The 13,358-nt window shown below is 54.4% G+C and carries 10 protein-coding genes; 7 read left to right on the top strand and 3 right to left on the bottom strand.

What is annotated here, in order from left to right; translation table 11 throughout:
- Positions 1-260: 260 nt before the first annotated feature.
- Together NST26_RS08790 and NST26_RS08795 are read right to left on the bottom strand one after the other, a co-directional pair.
- Positions 261-1,328 (bottom strand): phosphodiester glycosidase family protein, encoded by a 1,068-nt coding sequence (locus NST26_RS08790; RefSeq protein WP_036722359.1) that lies wholly within the window; start codon positions 1,326-1,328, stop codon positions 261-263.
- Positions 1,325-1,732 (bottom strand): hypothetical protein, encoded by a 408-nt coding sequence (locus NST26_RS08795; protein ID WP_036722356.1) that lies wholly within the window; start codon positions 1,730-1,732, stop codon positions 1,325-1,327. Before NST26_RS08795 ends, NST26_RS08790 begins: the two co-directional genes overlap by 4 nt.
- Before the next feature lie 283 nt (positions 1,733-2,015).
- Between NST26_RS08795 and NST26_RS08800 the strand changes: the two genes are divergently transcribed.
- From NST26_RS08800 to NST26_RS08825, 6 genes are all read left to right on the top strand, one after another.
- Entirely contained in the window at positions 2,016-2,672 is a 657-nt protein-coding gene (locus NST26_RS08800) for a response regulator transcription factor (RefSeq protein ID WP_036722353.1), read from the top strand.
- A gap of 67 nt (positions 2,673-2,739) precedes the next feature.
- Positions 2,740-3,957 (top strand): aminotransferase-like domain-containing protein, encoded by a 1,218-nt coding sequence (locus NST26_RS08805; protein ID WP_340954798.1) that lies wholly within the window; start codon positions 2,740-2,742, stop codon positions 3,955-3,957.
- A gap of 267 nt (positions 3,958-4,224) precedes the next feature.
- On the top strand, positions 4,225-5,682 hold the full coding sequence (locus NST26_RS08810; RefSeq protein ID WP_340954795.1) for a glycoside hydrolase family 1 protein: 1,458 nt from the start codon (positions 4,225-4,227) through the stop codon (positions 5,680-5,682).
- A 248-nt stretch (positions 5,683-5,930) separates the two neighbouring features.
- A complete protein-coding gene (gene licT, locus NST26_RS08815; protein WP_036722348.1) occupies positions 5,931-6,782 on the top strand; it encodes a BglG family transcription antiterminator LicT in 852 nt (283 codons plus the stop codon).
- 238 nt (positions 6,783-7,020) lie between these two features.
- Entirely contained in the window at positions 7,021-8,922 is a 1,902-nt protein-coding gene (locus NST26_RS08820) for a beta-glucoside-specific PTS transporter subunit IIABC (protein ID WP_036722345.1), read from the top strand.
- Between the two features lie 209 nt (positions 8,923-9,131).
- The gene (locus NST26_RS08825) at positions 9,132-9,410 is read left to right on the top strand and encodes a hypothetical protein (RefSeq protein WP_036722342.1); all 279 of its coding nucleotides are present in this window, start codon (positions 9,132-9,134) and stop codon (positions 9,408-9,410) included.
- Between the two features lie 818 nt (positions 9,411-10,228).
- On the opposite strand, the gene NST26_RS08830 is transcribed toward NST26_RS08825, so the two are convergent.
- On the bottom strand, positions 10,229-11,128 hold the full coding sequence (locus NST26_RS08830) for a DUF2161 family putative PD-(D/E)XK-type phosphodiesterase (protein ID WP_340954788.1): 900 nt from the start codon (positions 11,126-11,128) through the stop codon (positions 10,229-10,231).
- A 170-nt stretch (positions 11,129-11,298) separates the two neighbouring features.
- On the opposite strand from NST26_RS08830, the gene NST26_RS08835 reads away from it, so the two are divergent.
- Positions 11,299-13,194 (top strand): PrkA family serine protein kinase, encoded by a 1,896-nt coding sequence (locus NST26_RS08835; protein WP_036721316.1) that lies wholly within the window; start codon positions 11,299-11,301, stop codon positions 13,192-13,194.
- The last annotated feature ends 164 nt before the right edge of the window (positions 13,195-13,358 follow it).

Genomic DNA, 13,358 nt, shown 5'->3' on the forward strand with positions numbered 1-13,358 from the left:
GGTGCTCCTTTTTGTGGTATACGTCCATCAGATGGTTCGCGGAGGGCGGGTCACAGCCCCTTAGTCTTGTCGTCGTTGTAGGAAGAAGTAAGAATACCAGCCAGAAACAGTACAAATACCAGGGTCACGATCCAAAAAGTCAGGGAGAACGACATGCAGGCACCTCCATTATTGACGATCTTCGTTACCCTGAGTATACCCTTTTAATCTGTAAAAATAAATGAAAATGTGATATTTAGCATTGACGGTTATACTCGGAATTACTTGAAGAACAAGAAGTTGGTTGGGACGCGGCGCAAATTGCCGTCGGAAGGCTTGTTAATGACCTTGCCGCGGAAAATCATGGACGATGAGCCGCCGCCGTCCAGGTTATAAGCATCGATGACGCCGAGATTGTACAGCTTATCCTGCAGCTCAGCCAGTGTAGCTCCCGAGTTACCGTTCTCGTTATATCCGTCAGCGACCAGAATCAGCAGCTGATTATCCTTGTAGTTACCGATGACGGTCCGCGGTGCCCGCTTCGGGGCCAGCTGCCATTTCAGCGGAATGGCTGTCTTGCTCTGATTCTTCAGCAGCACAGGGACGAAGGTTGCTCCGAATACCGGCTCCAGCTGATCGAGCTGGTCACGACTGGTGAATTTGCCGCCGATCAGCTGGCCGGATTTGTTCAGGCCGACGAAGCTGAGATCCTTGTAGCTGGGCTCGAAGCCGTACAGATATTCTCCGCCGACGATGGTGGTCGAGAGCGGATAACGCTTGCCGTTCTGATCAGCGAAGCCGCCGGCATTAATACCGGCCGAGGCACCGTAGCGGTTCACGGCCTGCAGTGTGGTCTCGGAAGCGCCCGTGCCGTCACCGGCCAGGCTCATCTTCATGGCTGAGGTATCCTTCAGCTTAATCTTCATTGCGTATGCTGTATAATTGCCGGGGTTCAGCCGGTATAATTCAATGGTAATCCGGTCGCTGCTGATCACATCGGCAGGAATGCCGAGCCGGGAACTAATCCGGCGGTTGTAGATCCGCTCAGGACGGGAGGTCTGGGCCGTTGCTGTGCTGACCAGTGTGTTCATAGCGTTCGTGGTCTGCTTGTAGAGCTGTGCGCTGGTACCGATAGAGTCTATGGTGTAAGCGGCATAGCTCTTGGCTACAGCCAGGTCCTGCTTCAATTGCGCGGTTTCATTCACGGGTCCGGGGTCAGCTGCGAAGGGGGCGGTATTCAGCTTAAGCTCAAGCGGAGGCTGGTACAGCCACAGACAGAGCAGCAGTCCGAACAATGGAGCGGTCAGGAGCATGAAGAACCGGTTCACTCTTTTGACAGGAGTCATCATTTCAGCAGATCCATCTCTTTCTTGAGCGTATCAAGCTGTTTCTTGACCTCGCTTAATTGCGTGTACAACTTGTTGCTGTTGTCCGTCTTGTTACTGGCATTATCCTTGGTGAAGGTCAGCAGCTCGTTGAACGTCTGCACGGTGCTCTGAAGCTCCTTCACTTGTTCTGACAGGACGGCGATCTTCGACTCGTAGTCGGTCTTCAAAACGGTAAGCTGCTGCTGGCTTTGAGATCCAAGCTCGCTCAGCACCTGATCCTTCAGATGATTGGTGTAGCTGTACACGGCATATACGCCGGCTGTGATCATCAGAATCCAGAACAGTAGAAACCATTTGACGGACGAGCCGCTTCTCTCTGCACTCCGGCGAGAGTGTACCCGGGTCGATTCCGCTAGCGGTTGCATTTCATCACCTCAAGCCATATTTTTTCAAGTTCTCATTCTATCAGACTTTCAGGTTTTTCGCAAAAGTGAAAGAGCCGCGCAGAAACGACAAAAAGTAATTGCATCCTGTTAAACTACTGCGATACAATTTCTATAGATTGGAATATCTGATGGACGTATTCAAGGTAAAAGTAGGAAGAATAGACTTATGACAGCATAGATCCTTGCTTGCGTGTTGACAGGAAACGCTTACAGCGCTTTCCATTCTGGAAAATTATATAGATAGCAGGAGGTCTGGGCATTAATGACGAAGGTCTGGCAGGTGGTCATCGTGGGATGTCATCCCACAAGTATGCTGGGAACAAAATTAATTCTGGAAGATGAGGAGGGACTAACGGTAGATGGCATGTTCGCTACCTGGGAAGAATGTCTCGCGGGCATGGAGGAATTAAGGCCTGATCTGGTGCTGAGTGATTATCAGATGCATGACGGAACCGTAGAGCAGGTGCTGCCGGACATGAAAAAAAGCTCACCGTGCTCCCACATTATTATCATGACGGAGGAGAACGATAAGGAGATATTCCTGCCCCTGATTGAACTGGGAGCGAGCGGGGTATTGTCGAAGGGAGCCACCCCGGATCAGCTTCTGCAGATGATCCGCGGCATCCGCGAAGGGTTCCTCTCCATTCCGCTGGAATGGATCGAAAAGGGCTTCCGTCCGGTAGCCTCCTCCAGAGGGCTGGAAGGTGTCTTGCAGCTGACACAGACGGAGATGTTCATCATGGAACGCATTGTGCAAGGAATTACATACGACAAAATCGCACTTGAAATTGAAGTCAGCCGCCGTTCGATCGATAACTACCTGCGAAAGATTTATGTGAAGCTGGAAGTATCGACAAGAGCGCAGGCAATTGAGAAGTTCGCGCTTTTCTCAAGACAGAACAAGCAAATCTACGCATAATCCCTGTATTACGACATAATGGCGTCAGGACTGGAATATTCTTAAACCAGATAAAGGGGGGAAGCGTATGAAGTATGAGTTTTCTTCGCGCGCACATACATTGTTATCTTCACCGCTGCTGAGTATCCGTAAGGAGACACGCCGGGGTACGCTGATCTCGCTGGCAGAGGAGCTCCCGGCAGAAGAATTATTTCCGCTGTCGCTGCTGTCTGAGGCGGCATCTACCGTGATCTCCACAGATGCAAGTGCGCTGCAGTACGGGGAGCCTGAAGGGTATGGCCCGCTCCGCGAATGGCTGACCGGAGATTGGCTCCACAGCAAAGGGGTGGCGGTAACCGAAGGCGGAGTGCTGCTGACAACGGGCAGCCAGCAGGCCATCGATCTGCTGTCCAGGGTGTACATCGATCCCGGGGATCATGTGCTGGTTGAGAATCCGACTTCTCCCGGTATTCTGCAGGCGCTGCGGATGCAGGGAGCCGTCATTATTCCGGTCCAGGGGGATGGGGACGGCCTGCTGCCGGATCATCTGCGCCGAACGATCCGCAGCTATAGGCCCAAGATGCTGTTCGCTGCGCCAAGCTTCACCAACCCCAGCGGAGTACTCTGGAGCCTTGCCCGGCGGCAAGAGATTCTGGAGCTGTGTATCTCACATAATGTGCTGATCGTAGAGGATGATTCCTATGGCGATCTGCACTTCCAGCGGAGTGAGGGCCACCCCTTCAAGAAATATCCTACTCTATATGCGCTGGAGAATGTCAGCGAGGGCGGGCATGTGCTGTACATCGGCTCCTTCAGCAAGACGGTCGCGCCGGCGCTGCGGACGGGCTGGGCGGCGGGAAGCCGCGAGCTGATCGGCATGATGGCTGCCGCCAAGCAGATGGCGGATTGGCAGTCCAGCTCGCTGAACCAGCGCCTGCTGCATCATCTGCTCAGTGTGTCGGCTTTTGATCTAAGGGAGCATATCGCGCTGCTGAACCGCGAATACAATACCCGCCTGAAGCTGATGGCGGAGCTGCTGAAGCGTCCGGCCTGGAAGCACAGCGTGTATGATATGCCGGCCGGCGGCATGTTCCTCTGGGTATCGCTGCCTGAAGGCCTGGACGCGATGGCTCTGCTGCGAGCTTCGCTGTCCAAGGGGGTAGCCTTCCTGCCTGGTCCGCTCTGCAGTGTAAGCGGAGGCTCAGACCGTATCCGGCTCAACTTCAGCCATCCCGGCCGCGATGAGCTGCTGCTTGGAATGAATCTGATGAGCGAAGCGGTGACCGAGTTCACGGCGCGCAGCTAGGGGAGAAGGAACGGGCGCAAATATGAGCTTCACAGAAATTGAGCGGATTTTCATTTGAATTTTGCCGGATGCTATGTTAGGCTGGAGTCAATTAAATCTTCCATAAACACATCGTTTACTGGATTGTTACTGGCCGTGCCAGGCAAAACCTAAACTGATGGTGACTGATTTGAACCCGTTCGCCGGGCTCGATGATCTTGCCATAGGTTTAGGTTTTTCTGTTATATAGGCCATGCAGAAAGATCATAATGAAAAGGGGTAAGGACTATGGCTACAGTACTTAACGGATTTCCTGAGCATTTCTTATGGGGCGGGGCAACCGCTGCCAATCAGCTGGAGGGCGCTTTTGATCAGGGAGGCAAAGGGCTGTCAACCGCAGATATGATCGCCTTCGTGCCAAAGGATAAGCGCATAGGGGATCATTCCATGGAGATCTCTTCGGAGCGTATCGCCCGGATTCTTGCCGGAGAGACGGATGACTGGTTCCCGAAACGCGAAGGCGTTGACTTCTATCACCGCTACAAGGAGGACATTGCTCTATTCGCCGAAATGGGCTTCAAGGTGTTCCGGCTGTCGATTAACTGGGCACGGATCTTCCCGAACGGCGATGATGCCGAGCCTAACGAGCAGGGTCTGCAATTCTACGACGATGTATTCGATGAACTGTTGAAATACGGCATTGAGCCGCTGGTTACTCTCTCGCACTATGAGACTCCGCTCGGTCTTACACAGAAGTATAACGGCTGGGCCAGCCGTGAAGTGGTCGGCTTCTATGTGAAGTATGCTGAGACTGTATTTACACGTTACCGGAAAAAAGTAAAGTACTGGCTGACCTTCAACGAGATCAATGTCATGCTGTTCAGCCCGTATACCGGAGGCGGTATTCTTACAGACCGCGTGGAGAACAAGCTGCAAGCGGTCTTTCAGGGGCTGCACCATCAGTTCGTAGCAAGCGCCCTGGTTACCAGACTCGGACATGAGATTATTCCAGGCTCGCAGATTGGCTGTATGCTGGCCCGTATGGAGAGCTACGCGCATACCTGCAATCCGGCGGATGTACGTAAGAGACAGCAGGAGGACCAGCTGAATCTGTTCTTCACGGATGTGCATGCGCGCGGCAAGTACCCGCGTTATATGAACCGTTATTTTGCCGAGAACCATATTGAGATTGTCCGTGAACCGGGGGATGATGAGCTTCTTGCTGCGAATACAGTAGATTTCATCTCGTTCAGCTATTATATGACGCTTACGGTGTCCGCAGGTCCGGAGGGTGAGGCGACTGAAGGAAATCTGCTGGGCGGCATCAAGAACCCGTATTTGAAGGCCTCCGACTGGGGCTGGCAGATTGATCCTGCGGGCCTGCGCATTACCCTGAACAACCTGTACGACCGTTACCAGAAGCCGTTGTTCATCGTAGAGAACGGGCTGGGCGCATATGACAAGGTGGAGGAAGACGGATCGATCCATGACCATTACCGGATTGATTATTTGCGGGAACACATCAAGGAGATGAAGGAAGCGGTTAAGGACGGCGTGGAGCTGATGGGCTATACGGCCTGGGGCCCGATTGACCTGGTGAGCATGTCGACCTCGGAAATGTCCAAGCGCTACGGCTTCATCTACGTAGACCTGGACGACACGGGAAGCGGCACGCTGAACCGCAGCAAGAAGGATTCGTTTGAGTGGTACAAGCAGGTGATTTCGTCGAACGGTGAAATATTGTAGGTGAAATGGGGCAAGCTTAAGAAGCACAGGTCTTAATAAACCGTTTTCATAAAAGTGTTGTCATATTAACAATGATATGCTAAGATGCTGCTACAGGTAGAATAACTGGATTGTTACTGTTCATTCAGGCAAAACCAGAAACGGGCACTCTTTTGATGCCGTTTTGGTTTTGCCTTTTTTAACACGATAATGTTGTATCCCCGCGCCTGCGGGGGGATTTTATTACTCTGACGGTGTAAGGTGATGGAATGAAAATTGCTAAGGTGCTCAACAACAATGTGGTCACCGTACTCGATGCCAGCGGGAAGGAACGGGTCGTAATGGGCCGCGGTATCGCCTTCAAGAAGCAGGCCGGGGATGATGTTGAGGATGCTCAGGTCGAGAAGGTATTCGCCCTGGAGAATAAAGAAGGTTCACAGAAGCTGATGTCGCTTCTCTCGGAGATCCCGCTGGAATATGTGGAATGCACCGATGAAGTGATCCGTTATGCCGAGACGGTGCTCGGGGAGAAGCTGCATGACAGCATCTATATCTCCCTGACGGACCATATCCATTTCGCCATCGACCGCCACCGTCAGGGGCTTCAAATCAAGAATGCACTGCTGTGGGAAATCAAGCGAATGTACCGCAAGGAGTTCTCAATTGGACTCAAGGCGCTGCAAATTATCGAGGAACGGCTTGGGGTTCTGCTGCCGGAGGACGAGTGCGCTTTCATCGCGATGCATCTGGTTAATGCGCAGATGAACGGTGAGATGCGGGAGACGGTAAGTATCACGAATATCGTGAAGGACATCTTGAATATTGTCCGGCGGAGCTTCCTGATTGAGCTGGATGAAGAATCACTCGGGTATTACCGCTTCCTGACCCACCTTAAGTTCTTTGCGCAGCGGGTGGTTCAGGGCACTCCGATGGAGGAGCGGGACCATGATCATGCGCTGCATGATCTGGTCATGAAGCAGTACCCGGCTGCCCATGCGGTTGCGGTGAAGATAGCGGACTATTCCCGCAAGATATACAAACGGGTCTTGTCCAAGGAAGAAATATTGTATCTGACCATTCATATTGAACGGATTATCCGTAATGAGGATATAACAGAATAATGTGGTGCAGGATTGCAACTCGGAACAGAGGCAAAACCTAAACCCGGACAGTGCTGGAGGCAGAAGACTGCCTTTCCCCGCTGATCGGCGTTTAGGTTTTTTTAAATATAAAAATTTATATGTTTCATGCTATACATTATCCTTCTATTTCTCGCTGAAGCGGTACCGTCCTTTGAAAGGACGGCGAAGCCGTTTCTGCTTGTGCGGAAAACATACTACATCTAAGGAGCAACATCTTATGAATACAAAAGAGCTGTCCAAAGAAATATTGAAGCTTGTCGGCGGAGAAGACAATATCGATCAGGTAACCCACTGTATGACCCGTCTGCGCTTCAACCTGAATGATAACAACCGTGCGGACAAAGCGGCGCTGCAGAAGACGGACGGGGTTATGGGCGTGATGATTAACGGCGGGCAATTCCAGGTTATTATCGGCAATGATGTGCCGGTGGTCTACAATGAGCTGATTGGCAATATGTCCGTTTCTCCTGAGATGAAGGCTTCCGGTGACAAGGTGGAGAAAAAGAAGCAGAATCCGCTCAGCAAGCTGTTTGACTTCATCTCGGGAATCTTCACACCGATCCTGCCGGCCATTACCGGTGCGGGGATGATCAAAGGGATTGTCGCCCTGCTTGTCGCAGTAGGCTGGATGGGGACAGAGAACTCCACGTATATCATTCTCTCGGCGATCGGGGACGGTGCCTTTTACTTCCTGCCGATTGTTCTGGCCATCAGCGCTGCCCGTAAGCTGGGAAGCAATATGTACATCGCTGCTGCGATAGGTGCGGCCATTCTGCATCCGACCGTCACCACGCTGCTGGGGTCCGGGGAGCCTGTTACCTTCGCTTCACTGCCGGTGGTAGCTGCAACCTACGCTTCGTCCGTCATTCCGATTGTGATTGCAGTATGGCTGGCCTCCTATGTGGAAAAAGCCGTTGATAAAGTAACCCATGCTTCCCTGAAGCTGATTATCGTTCCGACGGTTACGCTGCTGGTCATTGTGCCGCTTACCCTGATTGCCGTAGGCCCGCTGGGAGTAATTATCGGAGATGGCCTGACTGGAGGGATCAGCTGGCTGTTCGAGAATACGGGATTGTTCGCAGGCCTGCTGCTGGGCGGAACCATGTCGCTGCTGATCATTACCGGGATGCACTATGCTCTGATTCCAATCATGATCGCATCCATTGCACAGCTTGGCTATGACTATATGATTCCGATTATGATGGTAGCGAACTTCGCCCAGGCGGGCAGTGCGCTCGGTGTCTCACTGAGAACGAAGAACAGCAAGCTGAAGTCCCTCTCCCTGTCCACAAGTATTACGGCTTTCATGGGGATTACAGAACCGGCTATGTACGGTGTGAATATGCGGCTTAAGAAACCGTTCATCGCCGCCCTGATCGGCGGAGCCGCCGGTGGTGCGTTCCTCAGCTTGTTCAAGGTAAAAGCGTATGTCATCGGCGGACTCGCCGGGCTCTCCGGCATCCCGATGGTTCTCGGTGCGACCTTTGTCTATTCGGTCATCGGCTTCGCCATCGGGGCGGCAGTTGCTGCCATTGTCACTTATATTATCGGCTTCGAGGATGAGCCGGAAGCTGCTGCTGCTGCGCCTGCGGTGACTTCTGCCGAGCCTGTCGCATCTGACGCTAACACTACTGTAATCGGCGCTACTGCTGAGTCTACGATGGTGAATCAAGAGGTGTTCAGTCCGATTGCCGGAGCGGTGAAGCCGCTCAGCGAAGTGAGCGACCCGGCCTTCTCGGAAGAGATTATGGGTAAAGGATATGCCATTCAGCCGTCCGAAGGCCGCGTAGTCTCGCCGGTCCAGGGAACGGTGTTCTCGCTCTCGAAGAGCGGACATGCCATTGGTCTGGTCAGCGACAGCGGAGCGGAAATGCTGATCCATATCGGCATCGACACGGTGAAGCTGAAAGGCCTGCATTTCTCGCCCAAGGTAACCGCCGGAACCCGGGTGGCTGTCGGCGATCTCCTGATGGAATTCGATCTGGTCGAGATCGAGAAGGCTGGTTATAGCACGATTACGCCGGTTATTATTACGAACATCCAGCAGTACCAGTCCATCCAGTCTGCTGGCGCCACCTGGGTTAAGGAGAAGGAGCTGCTGTATACGGTGCTTGCTTAGGGCGAGCCAGGAGCGAATAAGCGAAGGGCTGGGGGCTTGGAGTGAATGAGTGAAGAGCATGGTATAAACCAGTAGGATATTCTAGAGTATAGATCAGGTAAGTGGATAGAGAAGGTACAAAGGAGTTGTCGCTCGCAGCAGGTCTGCGTGGGGACAACTCCATTTGTGCTTGTATAGTTAGCGCGAGAGATGATTCGCAGGCTGAATGTGTGCGGAAAACTGAATACAATGTGCTGGGGCGATGGGGCGAAGGTAAGCGGACCAAATGTGTGCGGAAAACCGAATACAATGTGATGGACGAGGGTAAGCGGGCCGAATGTGTACGGAAAACCGAATACAATGTGATGGACGAGGGGAAGCGGGCCGAATGTGTGCGGAAAACAGAATACAATGTGATGGACGAGGGTAAGCGGGCCGAATGTGTGCGGAAAACCGAATACAATGTGCTGGGGCGATGGGGCGAAGGTAAGCGGACCAAATGTGTGTAAAAAACCGAATACATGTATTGGCGCTTATCCAGTAACTTTATTCTGTGGAGATAGGTGGAAAAAGAGCATCTAATTTGACTGGATTCCTGAGAGTTGGGACTTTAGTTGGAAAAAGTACATTTATTCAGCTGAAATATGCTACTTGAGACAAAATGATGGAAAATAAGTGTTTTTTATCCAACTAATCTTTTGCGCCGGGAAAAACTCAATGATTTAAGTGTTGATTTTCCATCTATTAGCCGGGCAGTAGAGCGGGAACGTCTCACAATTGTGTGAATGCCCATGTAAAGGGAGGCGCTTCCGCTCGGGTTCGGCAGGTGGAGCTGCGAACGGATAGGCAGTCGCAGCGGCCCAGGTCCGGCAGGTGGAGTAGTGAGCGGATGGGTAGGCGCGCGGCCCAGGTCCGGCAGGTGGAGCTGCGAACGGATAGGCAGTCGCAGCGGCCCAGGTCCGGCAGGTGGAGTAGTGAGCGGATGGGTAGGCGCGCGGCCCGGGTCCGGCAGGTGGAGTAGTGAGCGGATGGGTAGGCGCGCGGCCCGGGTCCGGCAGGTGGAGTAGTGAGCGGATGGGTAGGCGCGCGGCCCGGGTCCGGCAGGTGGAGTAGTGAGCGGATGGGTAGGCGCGCGGCCCGGGTTCGGCAGGTGGAGCAGTGATCGGACAGATGGGCAGACACGGCGGCCTGGGTCCGGCTATTGGGGCTGCGAACGGATAGGCTGTCGCAGCAGCCCAGGTCCGGCAGAGGAGCTGCGAACGAATCGGCGGGACCTGGGCTGAGGGCGGCCAGAATCCGCTGAGATCCGCTCCGGCCGGGCGCGGGCCTACAGCTTGCCCGCGCTGATCTCCGCGACCGCTGCATACTCGATCAGCGCGGCTTGTCCGGCGGCCGTGAGCGTGTAGCGGCCGCGCTGCACCCGGAAGAACCACGCATAGTAGTTCTTCTGCAGGATCGCAGCGGCGCCGGGTACGCCGCTGCGCTTCCGCAACGCGGCGGGCGTGACGCCGACGCCGCGCGCGCTCTCCGCCTGGCTGTGCGCAGCCGCCGGGCCCGCACCCGCAGCGGCATCACCCGCCGCCGCTGCTGCCGTACCCGCGGCCGCCGACTCCCCGGCGGCCAGGGCAGTGCCCGGCGCGCCGCTTAGCGCCGCGCGCCCCCCGCCGAGGCCGGCCGCTCCGGCGGCTTCGGCCTCCAGGGCCTGCAGCGCGAGGGCCACGCGCAGCGCCTTCTCGCGGTAGGCAGTCACGAGCTTGACGCGCGTGCTGCCGCCGGTGTTGTAGTCCCCGCTGCGCTCGCGGAACTCATAGAGCAAGCGCTCGCGGCGGCGCACCGCGCTGCGGGCCTGCGGCGGCGCGTCGCCCGGCTCCGCGAGCACCTCGACGAGCGGGGCCTTCGTCTTGTAGAAGACGACGGTGATCAGCCCGAGGCCGAGCCGGCGGCACAGCCCGGTGAGCTCGCCCCAGCGCTGGTTGACCGCGCCCTTCTTCTCCCTGACGCGTTCTACCGCGAGGTAGACGTTAGGGCTGAGCCGCAGCCGTTCAATCCCCTGCAGCAGCAGGGCGAGATTGAACGATTTTTTCATCTCCACAATGAGTGGCGGTGCCTCGTCCTCCCGGATGCCCACCAGATCACAGGTCCGCACCTCACCCTTGATGTCATAGCCTTGCCGTTCAAAAAAACTCTTCAAAGGAGCATACAGCTCCGTCTCCTGCTTGATTGCCATTCGTATTCACTCCTGCCCTGAATTGCAGCGTAATTATAATAGAGAATTTATGATTCTCTATTATAGCACAGCAAAAAAGAGGTCAACTATTCCGGGCTCGCCGCATAGGTATGTAATACACTTTCTAAGCTTGGTGGAGCAAGTAGGAGCGCAAGAGGAGGCAGCGAGCCATGGATATTTTTGAGCGTATAGCAACGCATCGGGCTGAGAACGACCGTTTGGCGTGGAGCGGCACTTTCAAGGACTATATAGAACTGCTTAGAGTAGACCCCTCTCCCGCCAAAACGGCTCATTCCCGCGTATACGACATGATCAAGTCACACGGCGTCGAGGACATTAACGGACGTAAACGGTATAAGTTTTTTGAACAGGAGATCTTTGGACTGGATCGTGCGGTGGAAAAGCTGGTGGAGGAATACTTCCATTCCGCAGCCCGAAGGCTGGATGTGCGTAAACGGATTCTGCTGCTGATGGGACCGGTCAGTGGAGGAAAGTCCACCTTGGTAACGCTGCTGAAGCGCGGCCTGGAGCAATATTCGCGCACGGATGCGGGTGCGGTGTATGCCATTGAGGGCTGCCCGATGCATGAGGACCCGCTGCATCTGATTCCGCTGGAGCTGCGGCCTGAGATCGAACGCGAGCTGGATGTACGGATTGAAGGCAATCTCTGCCCGTCCTGCCAGATGCGGCTGAAGAATGACTACCACGGGGATATTGAACGTGTGGCGGTTACCCGGGTGCTGTTGTCGGAAGAGGAGCGGGTAGGGATTGGTACATTCAGCCCTTCCGACCCGAAGTCGCAGGATATCGCGGATCTGACCGGCAGTATCGACTTCTCCACCATTACCGAATTCGGCTCGGAATCCGATCCGCGGGCTTACCGCTTCGACGGGGAGCTGAACAAGGCCAACCGCGGGATCATGGAATTCCAGGAGATGCTGAAATGTGACGAGAAGTTCCTGTGGAATCTGCTGTCGCTGACTCAGGAAGGCAATTTCAAGGCCGGGCGGTTTGCGTTAATTTCGGCGGATGAGATGATTATTGCCCACACGAATGAGACCGAATATAAATCCTTCATCTCCAATAAAAAGAACGAAGCACTCCAGTCCCGCATGATCGTCATGCCGGTTCCCTATAATCTGCGCGTCTCTGAAGAGGAAAAAATCTACGCCAAGCTGATCGGCCAGAGCGATATGAAGCATGTGCATATTGCCCCTCACGCGCTGCGCGCGGCGGCGATCTTCTCCATCCTGACCCGGCTCAAGGAGAGCAAGAAGCAGGGGATGGATCTGATCAAGAAGCTGCGCATGTACGACGGCGAAGAGGTCGAGGGCTACAAGGAAGCGGATCTGAAGGAGATGCAGACCGAATACTTAGATGAAGGCATGTCCGGCATCGACCCGCGTTATGTTATTAACCGCATCTCCAGCGCCCTGATCAAAGGCGATCTGCAGTGCATGAACGCGCTGGATGTGCTGCGGGCAATCAAGGACGGTCTGGATCAGCATCCTTCGATTACGAAGGAGGAGCGCGAGCGTTATCTGAACTTTATTTCTATTGCCCGCAAGGAATACGATATTCTCGCCAAAAGCGAAGTGCAAAAGGCCTTCGTCTACTCTTTTGAAGAATCCGCCAAAACGCTGTTCGAGAATTATCTCGACAATATCGAAGCCTTCTGCAACTGGTCCAAAATCCGCGACCCGCTTACCGATGAGGAGATGGAGCCGGATGAGCGGCTGATGCGCTCCATTGAAGAGCAGATCGGCATCTCGGAGAATGCGAAGAAGGCCTTCCGCGAGGAGATCCTGATCCGTATTTCGTCCTACTCCCGCAAGGGCAAGAAGTTCGAGTACAACAATCACGACCGGTTGCGGGAAGCCATCGAGAAGAAGCTGTTCACGGACCTCAAGGATATCGTCAAAATCACCACTTCCTCCAAGACACCGGATGAAAGCCAGCTCAAACGGATCAACGAGGTCAGCCGCCGCCTGATCGACGAGCACAACTACTGCCCGATCTGTGCCAATGAGCTGCTGAAATATGTCGGAAGCCTGCTGAACCGCTGACGGAGGTAGCTTCACGGATACTGGAGACCGGGGACTGCCATCAGGCAGTCCTCTTGTCTGTCCCGGAGCTAATTAAGACTTGTATGCTCAGCCAAAAGGGAATATCCCAGGCCATGGTGATGGCTTAGGGATATTCCCTTTAGTCTAGCGAAGCGCCTGATCGG

The organism is Paenibacillus sp. FSL R7-0128, assembly GCF_038002245.1.
Lineage (GTDB): Bacteria > Bacillota > Bacilli > Paenibacillales > Paenibacillaceae > Paenibacillus_AQ > Paenibacillus_AQ silagei.

Bases quoted from the DNA above. Each gene is read 5' to 3' on its own strand.
- NST26_RS08790 (WP_036722359.1), bottom strand. From the start codon at position 1,328: ATGATGACTCCTGTCAAAAGAGTGAACCGGTTCTTCATGCTCCTGACC.
- NST26_RS08795 (WP_036722356.1), bottom strand. From the start codon at position 1,732: ATGCAACCGCTAGCGGAATCGACCCGGGTACACTCTCGCCGGAGTGCA.
- NST26_RS08800 (WP_036722353.1), top strand. From the start codon at position 2,016: ATGACGAAGGTCTGGCAGGTGGTCATCGTGGGATGTCATCCCACAAGT.
- NST26_RS08805 (WP_340954798.1), top strand. From the start codon at position 2,740: ATGAAGTATGAGTTTTCTTCGCGCGCACATACATTGTTATCTTCACCG.
- NST26_RS08810 (WP_340954795.1), top strand. From the start codon at position 4,225: ATGGCTACAGTACTTAACGGATTTCCTGAGCATTTCTTATGGGGCGGG.
- licT (WP_036722348.1), top strand. From the start codon at position 5,931: ATGAAAATTGCTAAGGTGCTCAACAACAATGTGGTCACCGTACTCGAT.
- NST26_RS08820 (WP_036722345.1), top strand. From the start codon at position 7,021: ATGAATACAAAAGAGCTGTCCAAAGAAATATTGAAGCTTGTCGGCGGA.
- NST26_RS08830 (WP_340954788.1), bottom strand. From the start codon at position 11,128: ATGGCAATCAAGCAGGAGACGGAGCTGTATGCTCCTTTGAAGAGTTTT.
- NST26_RS08835 (WP_036721316.1), top strand. From the start codon at position 11,299: ATGGATATTTTTGAGCGTATAGCAACGCATCGGGCTGAGAACGACCGT.